This is a genomic window from Catenulispora sp. GP43, assembly GCF_041260665.1.
GTDB lineage: Bacteria > Actinomycetota > Actinomycetes > Streptomycetales > Catenulisporaceae > Catenulispora.
The window spans coordinates 30651-53798 of sequence record NZ_JBGCCT010000021.1 but is presented as its reverse complement, the minus strand read 5'-3'; the positions used below and the strand labels follow the sequence as shown (position 1 = coordinate 53798).

The following is a 23148-nucleotide window of genomic DNA, read 5'->3' as shown; positions in this document are numbered from 1 at the left end:
AACCCCTGGAGCAATCCTTACCCCTCGGAGCGCTCGGTGGCGCACGCTTCGGTGAGCGGGAGTACCCGGTAAGGAACCGGGTTCGCCATCGCGATCACCGTCGAGGTCCGCTGGATCCCCTCGAAGGAGACCAGCTTGTCGATCACCCGCTGCATGTCCGCGTTCGACCGCGCGACGATGCGGCAGAGCATGTCGCCGGCGCCGGTGATCGTGTGCATCTCCAACAGCTCCGGGATCGCCGCCAGGTGCTCGCGGACCTGCTGCCCGCGGCCCTGCCGGATCTCCAGCGTCGCGAACGCGGTCACCGCGTAGCCCAGCGCCGCCGGGTCGATCACCGGCCCGAAGCCGCGCACCACGCCCCGGGCCTGCAACCGGTCCAGGCGGGCCTGCACGGTCCCGCGGGCCACGCCGAGCCGCCGCGACGCCTCCAGGATGCCGATCCGCGGCTCCTCGGTCAGCAGGGCGAGCAGCCGGGCGTCGAGGCCGTCGATCGGCATCGCCGCGGGTGCCGGTTCAGGCATGGACATATCGGTGGCTTACCTTCCAAGTCGGGTTTGCGGTGATGTGTCGCTGGTCACACTGTACAGAATTGATGCAGCTTGCGGGATCCGGCTGAGCAGATTGTATAGCGCTCAGACCTCGCGTTGCGCACTTTGATCTGCGGATCGAAGCTGGGACCATGACCGAAACCGCTGCTGCCAGCACCGCCTCCGCCACCGCCGCCAAGGACCCGTTCCCGGTCAAGGGGATGGACGCCGTCGTGTTCGCCGTCGGCAACGCCAAGCAGGCCGCCCACTTTTACTCCACCGCCTTCGGCATGAAGGTGGTCGCCTATTCCGGCCCCGAGACCGGCCGCACCGACCGGGTGTCGTATGTGCTGGAGTCCGGCAGCGCGCGCTTCGTGCTGAAGGGTTCGGTCCGTCCGGGCACCGACATCGCGCGGCACGTCGCCGAGCACGGCGACGGTGTCACGGACCTGGCGATCGCCGTCCCGGACGTCTACGCGGCCTACGAGTACGCGGTCGCGCACGGCGCCACCGGCCTGGAGAAGCCGCACGAGATCGAGGACGAGCACGGCGTCCTGGTCCGGGCCGCGATCGCGGCCTATGGCGACACCCGCCACTCGCTGGTGGACCGCTCGCGCTACAACGGCGTCTACGCCCCCGGCTACGTCGAGCGCGCGCCGTTGGTCGAGCCGAACGCCCGCATCTTCCAGGCGATCGACCACTGCGTCGGCAACGTCGAGCTGGGCAAGATGGACGAATGGGTGGAGTTCTACCACAAGGTCATGGGCTTCACGAACATGGCCGAGTTCGTCGGCGACGACATCGCCACCGACTACTCGGCGCTGATGTCGAAGGTCGTCGCCGACGGCACCCGCAAGGTGAAGTTCCCGCTGAACGAGCCGGCGATCGCGAAGAAGAAGTCGCAGATCGACGAGTACCTGGAGTTCTACGGCGGCCCCGGCGTGCAGCACATCGCGCTGAACACCGGCGACATCCTGGCCACCGTGGACGCGATGCGCGCCGCCGGCGTGGAGTTCCTGGAGACCCCGGACTCCTACTACGAGGACGAGGAGCTGCGGGCCCGCATCGGCACCGTCCGCGTCCCGGTCGAGGAGCTGCAGAAGCGCAAGATCCTCGTCGACCGCGACGAGGAGGGCTACCTGCTCCAGATCTTCACCAAGCCGGTGCAGGACCGCCCGACCGTGTTCTTCGAGCTGATCGAGCGGCACGGCAGCCAGGGCTTCGGCAAGGGGAACTTCAAGGCCCTGTTCGAGGCCATCGAGCGCGAGCAGGAGCGCCGCGGCAACCTGTAGCCCAGGCGGGCCGCGTCTACTGCAAAGGACGTAGTAGCTGGTCATCGTGCGGGTGTCGGCGATTCCTCAAGGTTGCGTAAGGAATCCCGGCACCCGTACAGGTTTGGGCGGCGGTGTTCTAGGCTCGTTGATCGTGGAGAGTTCACCGCGTCCCGGCTATTACCCCGACCCTTCAGTCCCCGGATACATCCGGTATTGGGACGGTTCGAAGTGGGTCCCGGGGACCAGCAAGCCGATGCCGAACAAGACCGGCGGCGCGGACTCGGAAGGGGCTGTGGGAGCCGCGGGCTCCGAGGCGGCGTCCCCGGCGCCGCGGCTGGCCAGTACGACGCTCGCCTTCCCCCCGATGGACGACGAGGGTGTCGGCGGCCCGGTCGCCGAGACGCTGGCCGCGTCCTCGGACACCTCCACCGCCTCGCTGTCGAAGACCCCGGCCTTCGCGCCGCCGCGTCCGCTGTCCGAGGTGAGCTTCGACGACGCCAAGCCCACGGCGTCCCCCTTCGCGCCGCCCCGGTCGCCGGCCGAGCCGAGCTTCGACGACGCGATCCCCGAGCCCCCGCGCCAGGCACCGCCCGTGATGCCCGGATTCCAGGTCGCGGCCGGCGGATCGACGCCGCCCCCGGCCGCCCAGGTGGCCAGCGCTTCTGGCATGGGCATCTCCATCACCGGCGTGCCGGGCATGATGGCCCCGCCGAAGCAGACCCCCGCCCAGATGTCCGCGGCGAACCAGGCATTGCGCATCCGCCTGCTGCGCGCGGACGGCAAGCCCTTCGACGGCCCCGAGATCACCACCGGCCCCAAGCCGGGCGACAAGGTCCCCGGCGCCTCGCGCACCGAGTTCGACACCCCGCGGGGCCCGAAGAAGCAGGCCCCGAAGGTGGTGGTGAAGACCGGCCCGCTTGAGCGCGTCGGGCACACCCTGGCGGTGCTGCTGATCTCGGCGGTGGGCATCGTGCCGCTGGCGTACTTGTTGCGGCAGTCGGTCCAGGACCGGGAGGACAAGCTCGCCGCGCGGATCACCGTGCCGACGAAGATGAACGTGCTGGACAGCACCTCCGAGGCCTACCTCGGCGGGATGGTCGCGGTGCTGCTGGTCGTGGCGGTGCTGTACACGATGCGGCTGAAGCGGCGGCGCGCGCGGTAGAAGCTGCGGAGGGCGGCCGGGTCCTGAGATCCTGTCGCCCCGGCCTGGCCCCCGGCCTCGCCGCCACCAGCGGTCAGCTCCGCGCCGCCGGCACGATCTCGACCCCCGCGCCGCGCATCTCCGCCAGCGCCGAAGCGGTCGAGGCCTCGGCCACCCCGGCCACCAGGTCCGAGCGCAGGCGGGTCGCAAGGCCCAGCTTCACCGCGTCCAGCGCCGTGGCGCGCACGCAGTAGTCGGTGGCGATCCCGACCACGTCCACCGCGTCCACGCCGCGGGCGCGCAGCCAGTCGCCGAGCGTCGTGTCCGAGCCGTCCACGCCCTCGAAGCCGCTGTACGCGGCCTGGAACGCGCCCTTGGAGAAGACCTCGTCGACGTGCGTGCGGTCGAAGTCCGGGTGGAACTCCGCGCCCTTGGTGCCGGCCACGCAGTGCACCGGCCAGCTGGCGACGTAGTCCGGCTCGGCGGCGAAGTGCGAGCCCGGGTCGGTGTGCCAGTCGCGGGTGGCGACCACGTGCTCGAAGCCGCCGCGGTCCGGTGCGGCCAGCAGGGCGCTCACGCCCGCCGCGACGGCCGAGCCGCCGGAGACCGGCAGCGAGCCGCCTTCGCAAAAGTCGTTCTGGACGTCGACGACTATCAGTGCGCGCGTCATGGTCGGCTTCCTTCGTCGGGCTTCGTCGGCTTCGTAGGGCGCTGCTAGCTCGGGTACACCGTAGGGATCGCCGGCTCGCCGCGCGAGAGCTGCGTGGACCACGGTGGCAGCTCGGCGCGCGAGGCCTCGTGGCGCTCGCGGATCTCGGCCAGGTCCGGGCGCACGATGACCTCGCCCTTGGCGACGTACTGCATCAGCAGATCGCGGCCCTCGGACTTCAGTGCCTCGGGAACCGCGCCGGTGCCGATGACCTCCTCCTGCGCCACGCCGTCGGAGCCGATGCGGCGCCAGGCGTACTTGCGGCCGCCGCGGGTGGCCTTCTCCGAGGACTTCTTCGCCACCGGGACCATCGGCGCGTCCGCCTCCACGCCCGCGCCGCGCGCCACCAGCTTGTAGACCAGGCCCGCGGTCGGCGCGCCGGAGCCGGTCACCAGGTTGGTGCCCACGCCGTAGGAGTCCACCGGGGCCGCGGCCAGCGCGGCGATCTGGTACTCGTCCAGGTCCGAGGTGACCACGATCTTGGTCCGCTTGGCGCCGAGCTCGTCGAGCTGCTTGCGCACCCGGTGCGCCATCCACAGCAGGTCGCCGGAGTCCAGGCGGACCGCGCCGAGGTCGGGGCCGGCGACCTCGACCGCGGTCCGCACCGCCTCGGCCACGTCGTAGGTGTCGACCAGCAGCGTCGTGCCCCGGCCCAGCGCCTCGACCTGGACGCTGAACGCGTCGCGCTCGCTGTCGTGCAGCAGCACGAAGGCGTGCGCGGAGGTGCCGGTCGTCGGGACGCCGAAGCGGCGGCGGGCCTCCAGGTTGGAGGACGCCGCGAAGCCGGCCAGGTACGCCGCGCGGGCGGCGGCCACCGCGGCCTGCTCGTGGGTGCGCCGCGAGCCCATCTCCAGACAGGGCCGGCCCATCGCGGCCGAGGTCATGCGGGAGGCCGCCGAGGCGATCGCGCTGTCGTGGTTCAGCACCGACAGCACCAGCGTCTCCAGCAGCACCGCCTCGGCGAACGTGGACTCCACGATCAGCAGCGGCGAGCCGGGGAAGTAGCACTCTCCCTCGGCGTAGCCGTAGACGTCGCCGGTGAAGCGGTAGCCGGACAGCCAGTCCCGGGTGGGCTCGTCCACGACGCCGGAGGAGTGCAGGAAGTCGCAGATGGCGGCGTCGAAGCGGAATTCCTCCAGCGCGTCCAGGAGGCGGCCGGTGCCGGCGGTGACGCCGTAGCGGCGGCCGTCGGGCAGCCGGCGGGCGAAGACCTCGAACACCGAGCGTCGGTGGGCGGCCCCGCTGCGCAGGGCGCCCTCCAGCATGGTGAGCTCATAGTGGTCCGTGAGGAGCGCGGTGCTGTTCACGATCTATCAGCGTAGTCTGGTGGGATGAGTGTCGCGCCGGTGGAGGTCGATCCGGAGGCCACGGAGGAGACCCGGGCGGCTCCGGTGCAGGACCCGATGTGGGTCACTGTGGTCTGGAACGACCCTGTGAACCTGATGAGTTATGTCACTTATGTGTTCATGACCTACTTCGGATACAGCAAGGGCAAGGCCGAGCGGTTGATGCAGGAGGTGCACAACCTCGGCAAGGCGATAGTGTCCAGCGGCGGCCGCGAGCAGATGGAGAAGGACGTGGCCGCGATGCACGGCTACGGCCTGTGGGCGACCGTGCAGCGCCAGGACGGCTGAACGACCAGGATCGGGGACCCCCACGTGCTCAAGCCCTTCCAGGCCCACCGCTCCGGGCGGATCGTCGGCGTGTTCACCGACGGCCAGGCCGGCGTGCTGCGGTTCCTGCTGACCGGCCAGCTCGCGCTGCTGGACGAGGAGGACCCGCTGGGCTCGGAGCCGGACCCGCTGGTCGCCGCCCTGGGCATCGCGGAAGGACCGGTGAAGAAGCCGGACAACCCGGCCCTGGCCCGGCTGTTCCCCGACGCCTACGGCGACGCCGACGAGGCCAGCGAGTTCCGTCGGCTCACCGAGCCCGACCTGCGCGAGGGCAAGCGCGCCACGGCCCGCCTGGTGCTGGAGACGCTCCAGGACTACCAGGGCGGCGACAAGCTGTCCCTGGACGGCGACCAGGCCCGCGCCTGGCTCGGCGCGGTGAACGACATCCGCCTGGTCCTCGCGGTCTGGCTGGAGATCGAGGACGACGACGACAACCCGTTCGAGCGCATCGACGAGCAGGACGACCGCTACGAGATAGTGGTCATGTACCACTGGCTCGGCGCGGTGGTGGAGTGGCTGGTCGAAGCCCTGATGGGCTGATCCGGCCCTCCGCGCGCCGGCTCGCCGGACGGCCGGCCGGCGTCTCGGATCGCGGACTCCCGGTCCCGTTCCGAGGGCACCCCCCACCGCACCGAGTGAAACCCGGCGCAGAGCATTGAGTCGTTTCTCGAGGTGTGCCAGCATCCTGGCTCATGACAGAGGCACTCGGAGGGGTCCCGTACACCCCCCGGAGGGTGCGGCCGCTCGGCCTGCTCCAGATCGACGACTGGCGCGTGAAGCTCCACGGGCTGTCCGCGTCGCCCGGAGGAGAGCTCGACGACGCCGCTCAGGAGGGCGCGCACAAGGCCGCCGTGGAGGCGCTGCCCCGGCCCGGGACCGGCGGCGGGCGCTACGGGGTCGGGTTCGTGATCGCGCACCGGTCGACGAACGCTTATTCGTACGTGGTCGGGTGGTGGGCGTACGGCTGTCTGCTGTCGACGGCCGCGTACTCGGCCCGGTTCTCGGAACCCGCGGAGATCGCGCGGTGCCCGGCTCGGCAGGCCGGCTGCGTGTGGGAGCTCGCGGTGATCGACCACGAGCGGCGCGCCTGGACCCGGACCATGCTGGGGGCCAAGGCCGAGGGCGACGTCGAGGGGTATCTGGGGGCGGTGCTATCGGGGAAGGTCTGATATCGGCGGAAGAACTCGGCGGTGCCGGTGTGAATCAGCTCTCGGAGCCACTCATTCGGAAACGGAGCGGGGCCCCTGGAATCCCAGGGGCCCCGCTCCGTTGTCGGCTCTAGTGCTAGCTCGCCGAGCCGGACTTGCGGCGGGCGGCGAACATCGCCCCGGCGCCGAGCACCAGGGCTCCGGCGCCGATCGCGCCGTAGTCGAGGACGTCGGTGCCGGTGTGCGGCAGCTCGCACATCTCCTCGTGGTGACCACCACCACCACAGTGGTGGTGCTTGTGCTCGTGGTGGTGATGGTGGTGGCCCGGCGGCGGGGGCGGCGGCGGGAACACCGGCGGGGGCGGCGGGAAGCACGGCGGCGGGGGGCACACCGGCGGCGGAGGCGGCGGGAAGCACTGCTGCGGGGGCGGCGGCGGACAGCTGGTCGGCGGCGTGGGCACCGGGCCGTTCGAGCAGCCGTTGTCCTCGGTGCCGCTGTTGGCGTACCCCGCGCCCACGGTGGTGCCGCAGGCCTGGATCGGGGCGTTCACGCTGCCCTGCGCGACGTTGCCCGAGATGATCCCGGTCTCGCCGGCGGTGTTCCCGCTCGACACGGTGCCGGTGGCGCCGGTGTTCGCGCAGGTGTTGTCGGCGGCGGTGTCGTGGTAGCCGCCGACGGCCGCCACCACCCCGCAGACCTCGGTCGGGATGTCGATCGGCAGCTGGGCGACGTTGCCGGCGGCCAGGCCGTTGTTGCCGGCGGCCCGCCCCACGGCGCCCGCGCCGCCCGCGGTGTCGTTCACGCAGTGGTTGTCCAGCGCTGAGTTGAACACGCCGACCACGCTCACCGAGTCGCCGCAGGCGTTGAGCGGCGCCTCGATCGGCACCTGGACGATGTTGCCGGTGACCGCGCCGGAGGAGTTCGCGGTCGCGGCCTGCGCGCCGGCGCCCAGGGACTGGCGGTGCGTGTCCGGGGCGTCCGTCGAGCGGTGCATCGGCTCGTAGCCGTTCCCGTGGCCGTATTCGTGCCCGTGCTCACGGACGTGGCCGCCGTTGACGCAGGTGTTCCCGGCCGCGGTGTCGTAGACGCCGACCACGTTGGCCGTGATCCCGCACAGGTTCAGCGGCGCGTCGACCGGGACCTGGACGACGTTCCCGCTCGCCAGGCCCGGCGAGTCGGTCGCGACGGCCCTGGCGGTCGAGGAGGTCTGGCCGCCCTCGTTGGCGCACAGGATGTCCTCGGCCGAGTCGTGGCCGCCGACCGCGGTCACGGTGTCGCCGCAGATGTTCGCCGGCAGCGACACCGGGACCTGCACGACGTTGTTCGACAGGGCCCCGGGCGAGCCGGAGGCCACGGCGGAGGCCGAGCTGCTCGGGCCGCCGGCCGTGCCCGGGCCGTTGACGCAGTGGTTGCCCTCGGCGCTGTCGCCGCCGCCGAGGACGGTCACGACCAGGCCGCAGATGTTGACCGGCGCGTCGACCGGGACCTCGATGCTGTTGCCGGACAGCAGACCGGGGCTGCCGAGGACCGCGGACTGGGCCTGGGCTCCGTCGGCGTCGTCGTCGCGGCCGTAGCCGTGCGGCGCGGTCGCGGGCGCGGCCATGCCGGGGGCGGCGTGGGAGCCGTGGGAGCCGTGCGCCGGGGCACCGTTGTGGTGCGCCGGGGTGGCGTGGTCGGGCCCGGCGGGGTGGTGCGCTGCCGCCGCGTGGTGCGGGGCGGTGTGGTGCGGGGCTGCGGTGTGGTGCGGCGCGGCCGTGGGATGCGGCGTGCCGTCGTGGTGCGCGGCTGTGTGGTGCGGCGCGGCGGTGGCGGGCTTGGCGGCCTTGTCGGCCTTGTGCCGCCCGGTGTACTGCTTGACCCGCGGAGCGCTGACCGGGATGGCCGCGTGGTGCGAAGAGGCGCCCGTCGGCTGGCTCTTCTCCCCGACGTGGTCCGGGTTCTCGGGGTGCGTGGACACCGCCGAGAGCGCCGGAGCGGCTCCAGTGATCAGCAGGCCGCCGGTCGCGACCGCGAGCGCGAGTCCGCGCTTGGTCACGTCGTGCATGCCAGTCCTCATTCTTCAGGTGGGGTTCGGGTGGATCTGTGTTTTCGGTGAAGCTGTGTTTCCGGTGAAGCTGGGAGATGCGGCGGTACGCCGACAAAGCCCGTCCACGCGAAAACGCGCGTCGCGGCACCGCGTCACGCCGCCGTGCTCCGGGCGGATGAATAGTCGTTCTGTGCGATCTATGCCCGGACCCCCGGACGACGCCCTGGTCAGAGCATCAGTGCGAGGCGGTTTGTAAGCTCGAGCGGCCGAAGGGGAGAATCGCTGTCCATGACGGCTGATCCGACAATCGATCCGGCACCGCTTTTTGGTCCGATACAGATCCGCGAGCTGGCCCTGAGCACCGCGGTCGAGGCCAAGGCCGCGCTGACGGCCCTCGGCGGCGACTACATGTCCTCCCAGGCGGCCCGCACCGCGGCCAAGGACCTGGGGATGAAGGGCTGGCCGTTCTACTTCGGCGGCCGGATCGGGGTCCTGGGACCGGTCGCCCCGGAGGTGGTCCACGCGGTCGTCGGCTTCTTCCCGGCCGAGCTGGCGGTCCCGAGCTGGACCACGGCCCGCGACCCGAAGCAGAGCCCCCCGCTGGACCGCCAGGTGGACCGCTACCGCGACGTGCAGCGCATGTGGGCCGACGAGTACCTGGCCGCCTTCCCGGAGGACGAGGCCCACGAACTGGCCGACACCCTCCGCGAGATCGCCACCACCTCCGAGACCGGCCTGTCCCCGCTGGCCGCGGCCTGGGGCGCGATGCCCGAGCCGACCGCAGCCCGCCACCGCGTGGTCCACTGGTCGATGGTCATGCGCGAGCAGCGCGGCGGCCTGCACATAACAGCGGTCCAGATGGCCGGCCTGGAGCCCCTGGAAGCGATCATCACCGGCCCCCTCGGCGAAGGCGGCGCGAAGTTCTTCCGCTGGCCGCTGCCCTACCCCCACCCGGACGACGCGATGCGCCTGTTCCGCGAACAGGCCGAGGAGGTCACCGACGAACTGGCCTCCCGCGCCTACCGCGGCCTGACCCGCGAGCGCGCCGAGCGCCTCCTCACGCTGCTGTCGCGGGCCGCCGAGCTGGCCGCCGGGGGCGGCGTGGCGAAGCTGGTGGCCGAGCGGGAGGAGAAGGAAGCGGCTGCTTCGGCGTAGCCGGGGCCGGCGGCTGTCGGCCCGGCCAGGGCTGGCGGCTGCCGCTCAGGTCCCTGGTCGGGGTGGGGCGGGGCAGCGCGGGGCATACGCGGGCTGCCTCCGTGGCCCGGAAGGCGGAAGGTCAGTCCCTCAGCGCGGGTTCTGCCAGGGCCCGTCGGGGTGCAGCTCCGGCGGCAGCCACAGCTGCGGCTGCACCGTCCGGCACCGCAGGCCGCATCCGGGCTGCCACGGGAACAGCCCGTGGCTGTCCGGCCAGACCAGCTGCACGAACGGCGGAACCGCCCCGCGGTAGAACCCCACCGCGAACCCGAACAGCGTCGGGTACCAGCCCGGGTGCACGCGCTTGGCGACCACCGGCTGGGCGTCCAGGATGCCGTCGATCTCGATGTCGTACCCGAACGGCTTGTTGTCGCGGATCAGCCGGCCGGCGCGGTTCACGCGCTGCTGCATGTCCGGCAGCAGCAGGCCGAACAGCGAGACCTCGGGGGCGCGGTAGCTGTGCCACAGCCCCACCGAGAAGGCCCATCCGGGGGTGCGGGTGCCGGGCATGATGCCGATCGAGGTCCAGCCGGTGCGGCGGACGTGCGCGGCCGCTTCGCCGAACCAGCCGGGGACCAGGGCGCGGACCGCGTCCTCCTCCTCGTCGGCCAGGTTGTCGTCGTCGGCGAAGTGCTCGTTCTCGGCCGCGGTGAGGGTCTGGCTCATCGCGGTCTCGCTGTCGCAGATCACGCAATGGCACGGCGGGATGTCGGCCGTCACGCGACGCCGGTCTTCGTGTTCGCCCGTCGGTTCCGCAGGACCGCCGTGGCCGGGACTCTCCGCCATGATGTTCACGATATGCGATGAGTGCATGAGAGTACCTATCCAGGACGCCCAGAGTTCACCTTTCGGACGAACGTTTCTCCTACGGTGCTCGCCTGGTCACGCTGGGTTTATGAGCTGTCGGCCGGGCGCCGCCCCGGGCCCCGCCGGCCCTCACGACCGTGGCTTCGCCGCCGCCTCGATCTCGGCGAAACCCGGCCAGAACGCGTCGGCCAGCAGGACCGCCGTCTCCCGCGGCCCGATGCCCGAGCCGTCCCGCAGCCGCCAGCGCGCGACCCGCTCGCCGGCGCCGACCAGCGCGTGCGCCATGATCGCCAGCCGGGTCGGGGACGCCCCGGGCAGCCAGTGCCCGAGCACCTCCTCCAGCAGCCGGGTCTGCTGGCCGCGGATCGCCTCGATCGCCTCCTCGGCGGGGCCGGCGACGATCACCGACTCGTTCAGTAGCACGGCCCAGGCCCGGCCGTGCCGGTCGGCGAAGTCGAAGTACGCCTCCAGCCCGGCCTCCAGCACCGCCCGCGGACCCTTCGGCTCGGCGGCGGCCACGGCGTTGAGCGTCACACTGTGCAGGTCCGCGCGGATCCGCGCCACGCACGCCAGCAGCAGTCCCTCCTTGGAGGTGAAGTACTCGTACAGCATCGGCTTGGAGACCCCGACACGCAGCGACACCTCGTCCATCGACGTGTTCTGGAACCCGCGCTCGGCGAAGACCTCCTCGGCGGCGGCCAGGATCTGCAGCTCGCGCTCGGCGCGGGGCACGCGCTTGCGGCGCGGGGCGTCGTTCATGGTCCCGGACTCTATCGACTTCCGAACCTACTCTCAGTAAGCTACCGGCCGGTAAGTACCGGCGAGCAGGGGCAGGGGAGCATGGCCGATCCGCGATTCCACACCGTCACCGCCTTCGACGGCGCCGAGCTGAACGTCCAGGAGGACGGCGCCCCCGACGCGCCGGTCACCCTCGTCCTGGCGCACGGCTGGACGCTGTCCACCCGCTCCTGGCGGGCCCAGGCCGAGGCGCTGGCCGAGGGCGGGGACGTCCGGATCCTGCGCTACGACCAGCGCGGACACGGACGCTCGACGCAGGGCGAGGCCTGGCTGTCCGGCGTCTCCGGCGCCGACGCCGGGCGCTTCGGCCCCGGCCCCTCGGTCGACCAGCTCGGCCGCGACCTGGCCGCCGTGCTGGACCAGCTGGTCCCGGCCGGGCCGGTGGTCCTGGCCGGGCACTCGATGGGCGGCATGACCGTGATGGCGCTGGCCGACCAGCGGCCCGACCTGTTCCAGCCCGGCGGCCGGGTGGCCGGCGTGCTGCTGACCAACACCTCCAGCGGCGGCCTCTCGCGGCTCACGCTCGGCTTCCCCGAAGTGGTCGCCAAGCCGGTGCGGAACACGATCATCAACACCCTGCGGAAGATCGCCGCCAAGCCGGGCAAAGCCGACGCGTTCCGGGCGAAGCAGTCCACAGACTCGCTCCTCGCGGTGGCGCAGACGCGCTGGCTGCTGTTCGGACGCAAGGCGCCGCGCGCGGCGATCGTGGAGTGCAACGAGATCCTGAAGACGTGCCCGAGCGCGACGCTCGCCGGCTTCTTCCCCGCGCTGATGGTGCACGACAAGCGCGCCGCGCTGAAGAACCTGGCCGGTGCGCAGGTGGAGATCCTCGCGTCCTCGAAGGACAAGCTCACCCCGGCCTCGCACGCCCGCCGGCTCGCCGACGCCATTCCCGGCGCGCGGCTGACCGTGGCCCCGGGGACCGGGCATATGCTGCCCATGGAACGTCCCCAGGTGGTGAGCTCGCTGCTGATCCAGCTGGTCGCGGCGGCGCGGGCGCGTGAGGAGAGCGCGGCATGACACGCGTGGCCGAGGAAACGGACCCGATGGAACTGTCGGAGGAGCCGATCACCGGCGGCCGTCCGGCCCGGCAGGTGCCGGTCCGGGCGAAGTACGTGATCGTCGGCTCGGGGTTCGCCGGGCTGTGCATGGCGATCAGGCTGAAGCAGGCGGGGCGCGACGACTTCGTGATCCTGGAGAAGGGCGACGACGTCGGCGGGACCTGGCGGGAGAACACGTATCCGGGAGCGGCCTGCGACATCCAGTCGCACCTCTACTCGTTCTCGTTCGAGCTGAACCCCAAGTGGAGCCGGATGTTCGCGCGCCAGCCGGAGATCCTGGACTATCTGCGGCACTGCGTGCGCGAGTACCGGCTTGAGAAGCACCTGTACTTCGGGGTGCGGTTCGACGGCGGGGAGTGGGACGAGGCGGCGAAGGAGTGGCGGGTCAAGATCGGGGCCCGGAATTCCGAATCTGGTGCCCACACTGAGATTCGCGCCTCGTATGTAGTTCTGGGCATGGGACCGCTGCACCGTCCGCTGCTCCCGAACGTGCCCGGCGTCGGCGACTTCGACGGTCCCGCGTGGCACTCCGCCGAGTGGCGGCACGACGTGGACCTGGCTGGCAAGCGCGTGGCCGTGATCGGCACCGGCGCCTCGGCGATCCAGTTCCTGCCCCGGGTGGCACGGCAGGCGGCCTCGGTGGTGCTGTTCCAGCGCACCCCGGCCTGGATCATGCCGAAGCGCGACCGGCACATCTCCGGTGTGACCAAGGCGCTGTACCGGAACGTGCCCGGTTTCCAGCGCGCCCACCGGACCCTGATCTACCTGACCGCCGAGTCGCGGGCCATGGGCTTCGTGAACCCGAAGCTCATGAAGGCCGCCGAGGGCGTGGCCAACGCGCACCGCAAGCGCCAGATCCGCGACCCCGACCTCGCACGCCGCCTCAAGCCCGACTACACGATGGGCTGCAAGCGCGTCCTGATCTCCAACGACTTCTACCCGGCGCTCGCCCGCGACCACGTCACGCTCGTCGACCAGGGAATCCGCGAGGTCCGCAAGAACGCGGTGATCGCCGCGGACGGCACCGAGCACGAGGCCGACGCGATCATCTACGGCACCGGTTTCCACGTCACCGACGCCTTCGACACGATCGACATGCGCGGCCCCGCCGGCCGCAGCCTGAAGCAGGACTGGGCCGACGGCATGGCGGCGTACTACGGCATGACCGTCGCGGGCTTCCCCAACATGTTCATCCTCGTGGGCCCCAACACCGGCCTCGGCCACAACTCGATCATCTTCATGATCGAGGCCCAGGCCGAGTACCTGATGAAGCTCCTGGCCCTGGCCGACGAGCGCCGCGCGACGACGGTCGCCCCGACCGCGCGGGCGCAGAGCCGCTTCAACGCCGGCCTGCAGCGCGCCCTGACCACCCAGGTCTGGAGCGCCGGCGGCTGCCAGAGCTGGTACCTCGACGAGAACGGCCGCAACACGACGATCTGGCCGGGCTTCACGTGGCGCTACTGGCTGCGGACGCGGAAGCCGAACGCGGGGGCCTACGAGTTCGGGCGGTGAGCGGCGACGGCCGTCCGGTGCTGGAACTCAAGCAGGGACACCGTGAAGCCGAAGAGGAGCTGAGCGGGCAGCTGGATCAGGAGTGTCTCGCTGTCCGCGCCGAACAACCACGTCGGCCACGGGGCCAGGGCGATCATGGTCAGCGCGGCCCATCGGCTCCTGGTCCGGGCCAGGACGAACCGGTCGACGACGACCGCCAGCGCTGTCAGAGGGCCGTAGAGCACGATCCCGAAGACGAGCATGTAGAGAGCCCACACCAGCACGCCCAGGCCGTGGCCGACGCCCTGGACGGCGTCGTACGAGCAGTACGTGATGTACTCCGCGCCCAGGTACAACAGCACCCGGGTCTTCCAGGGCACTGCGGCCCCTATTCCTTTCGCGCGTAGATCGGCGCGGAATTCAGTCCTCAGACAGCGGCACGCTATAGCCATCGGTATGTCCTCCCCGCAGACCGCCACCGACCCTGAACACTCTACGTCCGGCGAACGGCGAACCGGCGAACCCAGAACGCCCCCGGCCCGGTGCGCGAACCGTACCGACGCGCACCGTGCCAGAGGGCGTTCATCATCTCGGAGCCGCCGCCCGCACCGCCTCACGGCGGCCCTTCTGCGGCCCCGGGATCAGGCTGCCGCGCGCTCTCCAGTCGTCACCAGCACCGCGAGCACCGTCCGGGACGGGATCGAGAGCTTGGCGAAGATGCGCGACAGGTGCGCCTCGACGGTCTTGGTGGACAGCCCCAGGGCGCGGGCGATCTGACGGTTGGTGCGTCCGTCCCGGACGAGCCGGGCGATCTCCATCTCGCGCGCCGTGAGGCGGTCGAGCGAGGCGGTGCGCTGGGTGCCGACGGTCGTGGTGCTCATTGGTGTTTCCCCCCTGTTGCGATGGATGTTGCTCTGACGGCCCAAAGGCGCGCGGCCGGCCGGTTCGGGGCCGGTGCGAACGCCGGAAGGGCGTCGTGTTCACCGTCCGCGTGGTGCGTGCGGGCGGCGTGGGGCGTGGTCCAGGGGGAGGTGGCCGCAACGTCGCCGATCTTCGGCCCGGGACACGTCAGCGACCCCGGTCGACCCCGTCCGCACAGAGTCTTCCGGCGTGCTTCTCAGCGCCCGCACGTCGACCCCGGCGGTGCGATCGGCCAACTCCGACACAAAGGTCAGAAGGCCAATCCCCCCATCCTGGCCCATGCACTGAACTATAGGGTGACGCTTCAAGGCGCGGTAGGGGTTCTCCCATAACGGCCCGATTTCAGCATGGTGAGCTGGAGTAAGCCACCGACGAACTCGCTCCCGACGCGCTCGCGACCGCGTCGATGTACGGTTGTTCGCCGGATCCCGTGCACATGCCGTGCACGTCCAACTGCGGATCGATGTCGTACGACGTCTTGCCCGACAGCGTGAACGACTCGCTCTGCGCCCCGGTGGACCCCGGCGAGCCGGAGGACGACGTCCCGGCGAACGTCACGGTGACCGTCACCGACCCGGTCCCGCTCGTCGTGACGTGTACGTGCGCGACGTAGTTGAAGCTCCCGGTCGCGTCCGGGGCCAGTGACGAAACATTCAGGGACCTGACACCGCCGCCGGACGGGGGCTGCTGGTGCGTGCTCTGCGGCGGGGGCGGAGGAGCCGCCGAGCTGTGCGGCGCGGAACTGGTCTGCGGGGCCGTGCTCGAAGGCGCGCTCGGCTTCGGTGCGGAGCTCGTCGGCGGCTTCGGGGCGGTCGAGGAGGCCGGGGGAGTGTCAGTCGCGGTCGGCGCCGTCACGGCCCCGGGGGCGGCCGAACTCGGCGAGGCGCCACTGGTCGCGGCCGAGGACGGACTGCTGGAGCTCTTCGCCGGCGTCGAGACGGCGGTCTTGGTGTTCGAGTTCTTCTGTGTGAGCCCGACGAAGGCCACCACGCACAACGCAGCCAGCACCACAGCGGCCGCCGCGTACCGCACGATGCGCCCGCGGTCCACCGGCTCGACCGGCTCGGTCAGCGGGAACACCGGCGGCGGAAGGTCGTCGCCGGGCTGGAAGTTCTCGAACTCGTCGTAGCCGGAGACGTCGGAGTCGAACAGGCCGAGGCCGACGCTGCCGCCGGAACCGCTGCCCGCGCCCGCCGAACCGGCCGAGGACGAAGCCAGGGCGGCCGCCGCCGGGGCGGGAGCCGCGGAGATCGACGGCGGCGGGGCGGGCGGCGGCTCGGGACGGAACAACGGCCGCGTCTGCTCTTCCGCGCCGGTCGCGAGCGCGGCCGGAGCGGCCGGGGCTTTCGGAGCCCCAGGGGTTTTCGGAGCAGCCGTGCCCGGGCTTTTCGGAGTCGCCGGGCTCTTCCGAGCGGCCGGAGCCACGGGAGCCACGGGAGCCACCGGAGCCACCGGAGCCAGCGAGATGTGCGTCGCGTCCGCGTCGTCCTCGGCGGCCAGGGCGTCGTCAGCTGGACCGGAGTTCGGCGGCGTCCGGGGGACCCGCGGCCCGTCGTCGTCGCCGACCAGGCTGACGATCGGCGCGCGCGGGGCGCGCGGCCCGTCGGCGCCGGCGCCCGCGGGGCCGCTGTTGGGCGGGGTCCGGGGGATCTGCAGGATGTCCGCACCGACGCCCGCGTCGGCATCGGCATCGGCGTCGGTATGGGTATCGAGCGGGCCCTGATTCGGCGGGGTCCGCGGCACGCGCGGCGCGGCAGCGTCCAAGCCGTCCGAGGCGGCCGACGTTTCTGCGGCTCCTGCGGCTCCCGAGGCCAGATCGTCGAATCGGGCCGGCACACTGTCCACCGGCGGCCGCTGGATGTGCGTGGTGTCCGGGTCGTCGCTGACCGGGCCTTGATTCGGCGGCGTCCGCGGCACCCGCGGCAGTTCCGGCTCCGCCGGAGCGCGCGTGTCAGGAGCCGAAACCGGCGTCGCCCTCGATATGTGCGTCTCGTCGGCCGACCGGTCAGACTCGGCCATGTCCATGAGCGCCGCGTCCACGAGGGCCGCGCCGGGCCCGCGCAACGGCGTGATCCGCGCCGAGCGCTCCTCCTCGCCCCTGCCGGCGGCCTCAGCGGTCTCGGCGGCCACAGCGGCCTCAGCGGTGTACGACGCGCCTCGGGCATGGCGCGCGGGGGAGTGGGGCTCCCCGGCGCTCTCGACGCCGGGCGGCGGGCTCTGCGGGGCTTCCACGGCCTCTGTCTCGGGCTCCGCGGCCTGGCTCTTGCCGCGCCGCAGTTGCGTGACCGACGCGATCCGCGTCACCGGGGCCGTTCCCTCGACCATCTCCAGGGTCCGCAGACGCTGCGCGTCGAGCCGTTTCACCCAGTCCGCGTATCCGTCGGCGGACCACGACGGCCAGGACTGCGCCGACTTGCCCTCAAGCCTCGGCAGCCACCACGAGGCGAAGTACTGCGCGTCCACGGCCAGCTGCTCGACGGCCGGCAGCCACTCCAGATCGCGGCGGCGTCCGCCGCGCGGGGCCTGCGCCAGCTTGGACAGCACCGGCCGCAGCCGCACTGCCAGATCCCGGGCGTCGCGGGCGGTCTGAGTCGCCTCCTGCGGGTTGGTGGCGGGGAGCCATTCGGTGCCGGCCAGAATGCCGGTCACCAGTGTCCGTGTGCCGCCACGCCCCCGTTCGTCTCCCCTGTCAGGCATGGCTACGAACGTATCCGTTTTGGATGTTCGAGTACAGATACCTGATTAAGAACCTTAAGAAGCCGGCAGCCTTCCGGGCAGCCTCAGAAGTCCTTGATCAGCTTGGCCAGCGCCTCGGCGGTGAGCGCCGGGGTCAGCGCGGTCACGCTGATCCGCTCTATCACCTGCAGGTAGACGTCGACGTCATCGCGTTTGTCCAGGTAGAGCGCGCCCGCCAGGTGCTCCAGGTAGACCACGTCGGGCAGGTCCGGCTCGGCGAAGCGCAGGATGGTGAACGCCCCGGCCTCGGCGGCGTGCGCGCCGGACTGGAAGGGCAGCACCTGCACCGTGACGTTCGGGCGCTCCATCATCTCCAGCAGGTGGGACAGCTGCTGGCGCATGATCTCCGGGCTGCCGACCGGACGGCGCAGCGCGGCCTCGTCGACCACGGCCCACAGCCGCGGCGCGTCCTGCTCGCGCAGCAGCACGTTCTGGCGCTCCAGCCGGACCTGGACGCGGCGCTCGGAGTCGCTGTCGTAGACACCGCGGCCGGCCATCACCGCACGCATGTAATCAGCGGTCTGCAGCAGGCCCGGTATGTACTGCACCTCGTAGGTGCGGATCAGCGAGGCCGACTCCTCCAGGCCGATGTAGCCGGCGAACCAGCTCGGCAGGACGTCGTGGTAGCCGTGCCACCAGGTGGTCGCGTTCGCGGCCTTGGCCATCGACAGGAACGGTTCGCGGGCGCCGGGATCGGTGACGCCGTAGAGCGTCAGCAGGTCCTCCACGTCGCGCATCTTGAAGCCGACCCGGCCCAGTTCCAGACGGCTGATCTTGGACTCCGACGAGCGGATCTCCCAGCCGGCGGTTTCCCGGGTGATCCCCGCGGCCTCGCGCAGGCGCCGCAGTTGCGAGCCGAGCATGATCCGGCGCACCGTCGCGCCGCCCGAGCGCGGCGGCTCGGACTCGGGATCAGCGGTGTGGGGCCCACTCATTGCTTCCTCGCTCCATCTGAGGCCCAGACCCTGCGTTTCGCAGGTGCCGGGCGGTGGATCAGCTGCCGATTGTGCCACTCGGGCGTCCGCTTGTGAACACCGCGAGCCTAGGTCGTTCCCGCTGTCGGGACTCCCGGCAGCGTGCCACAGGACCCTGAATCAAATAGGCGAAGTCTTTGCCCATCCGAGACCCTGCGCGCGCCGTCTACGCTGTAGCATGCACGTGCATCCGCCTTATGCATAGGAAAACGCTGCGATTGCATGTGCCGCCGAGGAAACGGCCGGCACGTGACGGGAGACCCGATGGTCGCGTCTGGTTACGCCTACTCCCTGCTCCATGCCGACCTGCCGGTTTGCATCGGGTACCAGGCCGTGGGGCGCAGCGTGTCGACGCGGCATTGCGTGCTCCCGGCGCGGGCCGAGTCGGTCTCGGCGGCCCGGCGCTTCGTGCGGGACGTCGCGGAGGACTGGCGCGGACAGCCCGAGCGTTTCGCCACCTTGCTCGAGAATCTGGGCATCGTGGTCTCCGAACTCGTGACCAACGCTCTCGTGCACGCCTATGAAGCGGTGCTCCCGGGACGGATGAGTGACGAGTCCGACCTGATATCGCTGTGTCTGGTCCACGAGCCCTGTGACACCGGAGCCGGCGAAGCGGGCGTGGAGCGCGTGCTCTTCGCCGTCGCCGACCCCTCGGCCGCCTCGCCGGTGGCACCCACGCCGGCCCGGGCGGCCGACGGCTTATGGGGCCTGGACGAGTCCGGGCGGGGCATGTACCTCGTGGAGGCGCTGGCCGACGACTGGGGCTGGCGCCGTTTCCGTGCGCCCGGGGCGGCCGAGCCGTCCGGGAAAGTCGTGTGGGCGCTGTTCGAGCTCGCCTGCTGAAGGCCCGGGCCCGTCTTCGTACGAGGCTTCAGACAAGGATTCCCATCGGCTTTACAGCCGCGTTGCTGACCGTTGCGGACGGGTGCTCACAAGCGTGACGCAGTAACCGCTTTCCGTGGTCGCACTCACTTTCGGTCCGGCCCCGATTACGGTCGGCACCAGCGGGTATTGGTTGTCGGTCGCAGGGCTCGAATGTATATCGATCTGGTATCGAACCCACTCCGAACGCATGCCTTGAACCTGCGGGGAGAACCTTTACCCGCTCTTTGAACGTTTCACACTCGAAACCTCTGCGCGTGCGCCAGCACTACCGCTAGCATCCGTTTACTGCCATGCATCAGCGAATGCTGATTCCCGCGCGGATGCACGTGCAGTGGATCAACCCTTCTCACCGTACATGTAAGGGGAAACACGAGATGAGCGAGTTCGAGGCCTACAACGGCATGCCGGCCACCAAGGTCGCCGCCGCGTGGCGCAAGAGCAGCTACTCCAACTCGCAGGGCAACTGCGTGGAGTTCGCGGGCATGGGTGACGGCTCGGTCGCGGTGCGGAACTCCCGCGACCCGCAGGGCCCGGCGCTGCTGTACACCCGGGCCGAGATCGAGGCCATGATCAACGGGATCAAGGACGGCGAGTTCGACGACCTGCTCGGCTGAGGCCGGCGGGAGCTGCGCGACAGATAGTGCGACCCGCTTCCGGCAACTGTGGACGGTCCTCTTTGCCTCGCCCGCTTACGGCGCGATGATGCAGGGATGGCTGGCTGGACCGGAAGCGGTGTGGAACCGCGGACGGCCGCCGAGATCGCGGCGGCCGTCCGTCAGGGAAAGAGCAGTGTGCGCGGTGCCGTCCAGGAAGCCCTGGACCGCATAGCCGCCGCGGACCCCCGGATCGGGGCGTTCCGCAAAGTCCGGCATGACGCGGCGCTGTCCGAGGCCGACGAGGTGGCCGCACGCCCCGACTTGGCGGATCTCCCGCTGGCCGGAGTACCGGTCGCGGTGAAGGACAACGTCGCGGTCGCCGACGAGCAGTGCCGGCACGGCACGGCCGCGACCGCGGACCGTCCCCCGGAGCCGGAGGACCATCCCGTGGTGGCGCGGCTCCGCGCCGCCGGCGCCGTCGTGGTCGGCCTCACCCACACCCCCGAGCTGTCGCTGGTCGCGATGACCGACAGCGCGCTGGGCATGGCGCGCAACCCCTGGGACCCGACCCGGACGCCGGGCGGCTCCTCCGGCGGCGCGGCCGCGGCGGTGGCCGCCGGGCTCGTGCCGGTCGCGCACGGCAACGACGGTCTGGGCTCGATCCGCGGGCCGGCGGCGTGCTGCGGCCTGTTCGGCTTCAAGCCCGGCTTGGGCACCGTCCCCTCCGGACTCGGCCGCGACTCCTGGTGGGGCCTGGCCGAGAACGGCCCGCTGGCCACCACCGTCGAGGACGCGGCCCTGATGCTGTCGGTGATGGCCGGCGATCCCGCCCTGGCCGCCGCGCCGGACAACCGGCCGGCCGGACTGCGGATCGCGGTGTCGACGGCGCCGACCTCGCGGGGCTACCGCGTCGACCGGGAGCACAAGGACACCGTCGAAAGCGTGGCCAAGGTGCTGGAGGAGGCCGGGCACACGATCGTCGAAGCCCGCGGCTACCCGCAGTACCTCGGCTTCGGCGCGGTGCAGACCTGGTACGCGGCCGCCGCCATGGACGCCGAGGAGTACGACCGGCACGCCCTGGACCGCGCCACCCGCCGGATGGCCTCGGCCGGCCGGACCCTGGCCAAGGTCGGGCTGACCGGGGCCCGGACCCGGCGCAAGTGGCGGGACCGCGACGCCGACCGGTTCCTCGGTGAGGCGGACGTGGTGCTGACCCCGACCTTGCTCAGGCCGCCGCCGGAAGCGCTTCGATGGGGCCGGCGCGGGCTGCTGTCCACCTTTGTGGCGAACACCTCCTACGCCGGGCTGTGCCCGCCGTGGAACCTGGCCGGATGGCCGGCGATGAACGTCCCGGCCGCGACGCACAGCTGCGGGCTGCCGATCGGCGTGCAGTTCGCCGCGCGTCCGGGGCGGGAGGCGCTGCTGCTGGGGCTCGCGGCGCACCTGGAGGCGGTGCGGCCCTGGCCGCGCACGGCGCCGGCGGGGGTCGTCGGCGGCTGACGGTGCCTCGCGCGTGATCACCGGCGTGACCTGAGCGGTCGTCCCCGCCCGATAGACTTGGCCCATCATGGAGCAGCCTGCCGACACCGTTCTTGTCATCGACTTCGGGGCCCAGTACGCGCAGCTCATCGCGCGCCGGGTCCGCGAAGCCCACGTCTACAGCGAGATCGTGCCGCACACCGCGACGGTCGCCGAGATCCTGGCCAAGAAGCCCAAGGCGGTGATCCTCTCCGGCGGGCCGTCCTCGGTCTACGCCGAGGGCGCGCCGAACGTCGGTGCGGAACTGTTCCGCGCCGGGGTTCCGACCCTGGGCATCTGCTACGGCTTCCAGGCGATGGCGCGCGCGCTGGGCGGCGTGGTCGAGCAGACCGGCGGCCGGGAGTACGGCCGCACCGCGCTGGCGGTCACCGACACCGACTCCACGCTGTTCCAGGGCTCGCACGCCGAGCAGCCGGTGTGGATGTCGCACGGAGACGCGGTCGTGGCCGCCCCCGAGGGCTTCCGCGTGACCGGCACCACGGCCAAGACCCCGGTCGCCGCGTTCGAGGACGACGAGAAGCGGCTCTACGGCGTCCAGCACCACCCCGAGGTCCTGCACTCGCAGTTCGGGCAGCTGCTGCTGGAGAACTTCCTCTACAAGGGCGCCGGCATCGAGCCGGACTGGACCACCGGCAACATCGTCGAGGAGCAGGTCGCCTCGATCCGCGAGCAGGTCGGGACCAAGCGCGCGATCTGCGGCCTGTCCGGCGGCGTGGACTCCGCAGTGGCCGCGGCGATCGTGCAGAAGGCCATCGGCGAGCAGCTCACCTGTGTGTTCGTCGACCACGGCCTGCTGCGCAAGGGCGAGGCCGAGCAGGTCGAGAAGGACTTCGTGGCGGCCACCGGCGTGCAGCTGAAGGTCGTCGACGCCGAGGAGCGCTTCCTGTCGGCGCTGGCCGGGGTGTCCGACCCCGAGGAGAAGCGCAAGATCATCGGCCGCGAGTTCATCCGGGTCTTCGAGCAGGCCGAGCGCGAGATCGTCGAGGCCTCGGCGGACGCCGGCGAGCCGGTGCGGTTCCTGGTGCAGGGCACGCTCTACCCGGACGTCGTGGAGTCCGGCGGCGGTACCGGCGCGGCCAACATCAAGAGCCACCACAACGTCGGCGGGCTCCCCGAGGACCTGCTGTTCGAACTGATCGAGCCGCTGCGCAAGCTGTTCAAGGACGAAGTCCGCCAGGTCGGCCGGGAGCTGGGACTGCCCGAGGGGATCGTCGGCCGGCAGCCGTTCCCGGGCCCGGGCCTGGGCATCCGCATCGTCGGCGAGGTCACCAAGGAGCGGCTGGACCTGCTGCGCGAGGCCGACGCCATCGCCCGCGAGGAGCTGACCGCGGCCGGCCTGGACACCGAGATCTGGCAGTGCCCGGTGGTGCTGCTGGCCGACGTGCGCTCGGTGGGCGTGCAGGGCGACGGCCGGACCTACGGCCACCCGATCGTGCTGCGCCCGGTCTCCAGCGAGGACGCGATGACCGCCGACTGGTCGCGGCTGCCGTACGAGGTGCTGGCGCGGATCTCCACGCGGATCACCAACGAGGTCGCCGAGGTCAACCGGGTGGTGCTGGACGTGACCAGCAAGCCGCCGGGGACGATCGAGTGGGAGTAGGCGCCTGAGGGTGGCGCCCGGGGCCGGGTCTTCGGACCCGGCTCTCGC

The 23148-nt window shown here is 71.5% G+C and carries 22 protein-coding genes; 12 read left to right on the top strand and 10 right to left on the bottom strand.

Features of this window, described 5'->3' with window-relative positions; translation table 11 throughout:
- Nucleotides 1-17 precede the first annotated feature (17 nt).
- Nucleotides 18-497, bottom strand: a complete 480-nt coding sequence (locus tag ABH926_RS34740) for an Lrp/AsnC family transcriptional regulator (RefSeq protein WP_370370322.1) — start codon at nucleotides 495-497, stop codon at nucleotides 18-20.
- A gap of 182 nt (nucleotides 498-679) precedes the next feature.
- Between ABH926_RS34740 and hppD the strand changes: the two genes are divergently transcribed.
- Nucleotides 680-1819, top strand: a complete 1140-nt coding sequence (gene hppD, locus ABH926_RS34735) for a 4-hydroxyphenylpyruvate dioxygenase (RefSeq protein ID WP_370370200.1) — start codon at nucleotides 680-682, stop codon at nucleotides 1817-1819.
- Nucleotides 1820-1952: 133 nt separating this feature from the next.
- A complete protein-coding gene (locus ABH926_RS34730; protein ID WP_370370199.1) occupies nucleotides 1953-2963 on the top strand; it encodes a DUF2510 domain-containing protein in 1011 nt (336 codons plus the stop codon).
- A gap of 73 nt (nucleotides 2964-3036) precedes the next feature.
- Here ABH926_RS34730 and ABH926_RS34725 read toward each other — a convergent pair whose 3' ends face one another.
- Nucleotides 3037-3612 (bottom strand): nicotinamidase, encoded by a 576-nt coding sequence (locus ABH926_RS34725; RefSeq protein WP_370370198.1) that lies wholly within the window; start codon nucleotides 3610-3612, stop codon nucleotides 3037-3039.
- Between the two features lie 44 nt (nucleotides 3613-3656).
- Nucleotides 3657-4958 (bottom strand): nicotinate phosphoribosyltransferase, encoded by a 1302-nt coding sequence (locus tag ABH926_RS34720; RefSeq protein WP_370370197.1) that lies wholly within the window; start codon nucleotides 4956-4958, stop codon nucleotides 3657-3659.
- A gap of 24 nt (nucleotides 4959-4982) precedes the next feature.
- Here ABH926_RS34720 and clpS point away from each other — a divergent pair, with 24 nt between their 5' ends.
- From clpS to ABH926_RS34705, 3 genes are all read left to right on the top strand, one after another.
- Nucleotides 4983-5285 carry an ATP-dependent Clp protease adapter ClpS gene (gene clpS, locus ABH926_RS34715; protein WP_370370196.1) on the top strand — a complete coding sequence of 101 codons (303 nt, stop codon included), beginning with the start codon at nucleotides 4983-4985 and terminating at the stop codon, nucleotides 5283-5285.
- Nucleotides 5286-5309: 24 nt separating this feature from the next.
- On the top strand, nucleotides 5310-5864 hold the full coding sequence (locus tag ABH926_RS34710; RefSeq protein ID WP_370370195.1) for a DUF2017 domain-containing protein: 555 nt from the start codon (nucleotides 5310-5312) through the stop codon (nucleotides 5862-5864).
- Between the two features lie 152 nt (nucleotides 5865-6016).
- Nucleotides 6017-6493: a hypothetical protein gene (locus tag ABH926_RS34705; RefSeq protein ID WP_370370194.1), complete on the top strand. Its 477-nt coding sequence runs from the start codon at nucleotides 6017-6019 to the stop codon at nucleotides 6491-6493.
- A 115-nt stretch (nucleotides 6494-6608) separates the two neighbouring features.
- On the opposite strand, the gene ABH926_RS34700 is transcribed toward ABH926_RS34705, so the two are convergent.
- On the bottom strand, nucleotides 6609-8516 hold the full coding sequence (locus tag ABH926_RS34700) for a chaplin family protein (RefSeq protein WP_370370193.1): 1908 nt from the start codon (nucleotides 8514-8516) through the stop codon (nucleotides 6609-6611).
- Nucleotides 8517-8786: 270 nt separating this feature from the next.
- Between ABH926_RS34700 and ABH926_RS34695 the strand changes: the two genes are divergently transcribed.
- Nucleotides 8787-9653 (top strand): hypothetical protein, encoded by an 867-nt coding sequence (locus tag ABH926_RS34695; RefSeq protein ID WP_370370192.1) that lies wholly within the window; start codon nucleotides 8787-8789, stop codon nucleotides 9651-9653.
- 129 nt (nucleotides 9654-9782) lie between these two features.
- Here ABH926_RS34695 and ABH926_RS34690 read toward each other — a convergent pair whose 3' ends face one another.
- Nucleotides 9783-10478 (bottom strand): DUF4262 domain-containing protein, encoded by a 696-nt coding sequence (locus ABH926_RS34690; RefSeq protein ID WP_370370191.1) that lies wholly within the window; start codon nucleotides 10476-10478, stop codon nucleotides 9783-9785.
- Nucleotides 10479-10628: 150 nt separating this feature from the next.
- Nucleotides 10629-11258: a TetR/AcrR family transcriptional regulator gene (locus tag ABH926_RS34685; protein ID WP_370370190.1), complete on the bottom strand. Its 630-nt coding sequence runs from the start codon at nucleotides 11256-11258 to the stop codon at nucleotides 10629-10631.
- Nucleotides 11259-11339: 81 nt separating this feature from the next.
- On the opposite strand from ABH926_RS34685, the gene ABH926_RS34680 reads away from it, so the two are divergent.
- Together ABH926_RS34680 and ABH926_RS34675 are read left to right on the top strand one after the other, a co-directional pair.
- Nucleotides 11340-12317, top strand: coding sequence for an alpha/beta fold hydrolase (locus ABH926_RS34680; RefSeq protein WP_370370189.1), 978 nt, complete (start codon nucleotides 11340-11342; stop codon nucleotides 12315-12317).
- Nucleotides 12314-13870, top strand: a complete 1557-nt coding sequence (locus ABH926_RS34675; RefSeq protein ID WP_370370188.1) for a flavin-containing monooxygenase — start codon at nucleotides 12314-12316, stop codon at nucleotides 13868-13870. The genes ABH926_RS34680 and ABH926_RS34675 overlap by 4 nt, the downstream gene beginning before the upstream one ends.
- Here ABH926_RS34675 and ABH926_RS34670 read toward each other — a convergent pair.
- From ABH926_RS34670 to ABH926_RS34655, 4 genes are all read right to left on the bottom strand, one after another.
- Nucleotides 13852-14229, bottom strand: a complete 378-nt coding sequence (locus ABH926_RS34670) for a hypothetical protein (RefSeq protein WP_370370187.1) — start codon at nucleotides 14227-14229, stop codon at nucleotides 13852-13854. The two genes, ABH926_RS34675 and ABH926_RS34670, sit on opposite strands and share 19 nt — an antisense overlap.
- A 261-nt stretch (nucleotides 14230-14490) precedes the next feature.
- Nucleotides 14491-14730: a helix-turn-helix transcriptional regulator gene (locus ABH926_RS34665; protein ID WP_370339588.1), complete on the bottom strand. Its 240-nt coding sequence runs from the start codon at nucleotides 14728-14730 to the stop codon at nucleotides 14491-14493.
- Nucleotides 14731-15112: 382 nt separating this feature from the next.
- A complete protein-coding gene (locus ABH926_RS34660; RefSeq protein WP_370370186.1) occupies nucleotides 15113-17467 on the bottom strand; it encodes a hypothetical protein in 2355 nt (784 codons plus the stop codon).
- Between the two features lie 83 nt (nucleotides 17468-17550).
- A complete protein-coding gene (locus tag ABH926_RS34655) occupies nucleotides 17551-18441 on the bottom strand; it encodes a helix-turn-helix domain-containing protein (protein ID WP_370370185.1) in 891 nt (296 codons plus the stop codon).
- Between the two features lie 303 nt (nucleotides 18442-18744).
- Here ABH926_RS34655 and ABH926_RS34650 point away from each other — a divergent pair, with 303 nt between their 5' ends.
- The 4 genes from ABH926_RS34650 (at nucleotide 18745) to guaA (ending at nucleotide 23100) form a co-directional block, all read left to right on the top strand.
- A complete protein-coding gene (locus ABH926_RS34650) occupies nucleotides 18745-19323 on the top strand; it encodes an ATP-binding protein (protein WP_370370184.1) in 579 nt (192 codons plus the stop codon).
- 416 nt (nucleotides 19324-19739) lie between these two features.
- Complete coding sequence (locus ABH926_RS34645; RefSeq protein WP_370370183.1) at nucleotides 19740-19979, top strand: DUF397 domain-containing protein; 240 nt, start codon at nucleotides 19740-19742, stop codon at nucleotides 19977-19979.
- A gap of 96 nt (nucleotides 19980-20075) precedes the next feature.
- Nucleotides 20076-21461: an amidase gene (locus ABH926_RS34640; RefSeq protein ID WP_370370182.1), complete on the top strand. Its 1386-nt coding sequence runs from the start codon at nucleotides 20076-20078 to the stop codon at nucleotides 21459-21461.
- 67 nt (nucleotides 21462-21528) lie between these two features.
- Nucleotides 21529-23100 carry a glutamine-hydrolyzing GMP synthase gene (gene guaA, locus ABH926_RS34635; protein ID WP_370370181.1) on the top strand — a complete coding sequence of 524 codons (1572 nt, stop codon included), beginning with the start codon at nucleotides 21529-21531 and terminating at the stop codon, nucleotides 23098-23100.
- Nucleotides 23101-23148: the final 48 nt, after the last annotated feature.

Coding starts and splice junctions, on each gene's coding strand:
- ABH926_RS34740 (WP_370370322.1), bottom strand. CDS start 497: ATGCCGATCGACGGCCTCGACGCCCGGCTGCTCGCCCTGCTGACCGAG.
- hppD (WP_370370200.1), top strand. CDS start 680: ATGACCGAAACCGCTGCTGCCAGCACCGCCTCCGCCACCGCCGCCAAG.
- ABH926_RS34725 (WP_370370198.1), bottom strand. CDS start 3,612: ATGACGCGCGCACTGATAGTCGTCGACGTCCAGAACGACTTTTGCGAA.
- clpS (WP_370370196.1), top strand. CDS start 4,983: ATGAGTGTCGCGCCGGTGGAGGTCGATCCGGAGGCCACGGAGGAGACC.
- ABH926_RS34705 (WP_370370194.1), top strand. CDS start 6,017: ATGACAGAGGCACTCGGAGGGGTCCCGTACACCCCCCGGAGGGTGCGG.
- ABH926_RS34700 (WP_370370193.1), bottom strand. CDS start 8,516: ATGCACGACGTGACCAAGCGCGGACTCGCGCTCGCGGTCGCGACCGGC.
- ABH926_RS34695 (WP_370370192.1), top strand. CDS start 8,787: ATGACGGCTGATCCGACAATCGATCCGGCACCGCTTTTTGGTCCGATA.
- ABH926_RS34690 (WP_370370191.1), bottom strand. CDS start 10,478: ATGGCGGAGAGTCCCGGCCACGGCGGTCCTGCGGAACCGACGGGCGAA.
- ABH926_RS34685 (WP_370370190.1), bottom strand. CDS start 11,258: ATGAACGACGCCCCGCGCCGCAAGCGCGTGCCCCGCGCCGAGCGCGAG.
- ABH926_RS34680 (WP_370370189.1), top strand. CDS start 11,340: ATGGCCGATCCGCGATTCCACACCGTCACCGCCTTCGACGGCGCCGAG.
- ABH926_RS34675 (WP_370370188.1), top strand. CDS start 12,314: ATGACACGCGTGGCCGAGGAAACGGACCCGATGGAACTGTCGGAGGAG.
- ABH926_RS34665 (WP_370339588.1), bottom strand. CDS start 14,730: ATGAGCACCACGACCGTCGGCACCCAGCGCACCGCCTCGCTCGACCGC.
- ABH926_RS34660 (WP_370370186.1), bottom strand. CDS start 17,467: ATGCCTGACAGGGGAGACGAACGGGGGCGTGGCGGCACACGGACACTG.
- ABH926_RS34655 (WP_370370185.1), bottom strand. CDS start 18,441: ATGAGTGGGCCCCACACCGCTGATCCCGAGTCCGAGCCGCCGCGCTCG.
- ABH926_RS34650 (WP_370370184.1), top strand. CDS start 18,745: ATGGTCGCGTCTGGTTACGCCTACTCCCTGCTCCATGCCGACCTGCCG.
- ABH926_RS34645 (WP_370370183.1), top strand. CDS start 19,740: ATGAGCGAGTTCGAGGCCTACAACGGCATGCCGGCCACCAAGGTCGCC.
- ABH926_RS34640 (WP_370370182.1), top strand. CDS start 20,076: ATGGCTGGCTGGACCGGAAGCGGTGTGGAACCGCGGACGGCCGCCGAG.
- guaA (WP_370370181.1), top strand. CDS start 21,529: ATGGAGCAGCCTGCCGACACCGTTCTTGTCATCGACTTCGGGGCCCAG.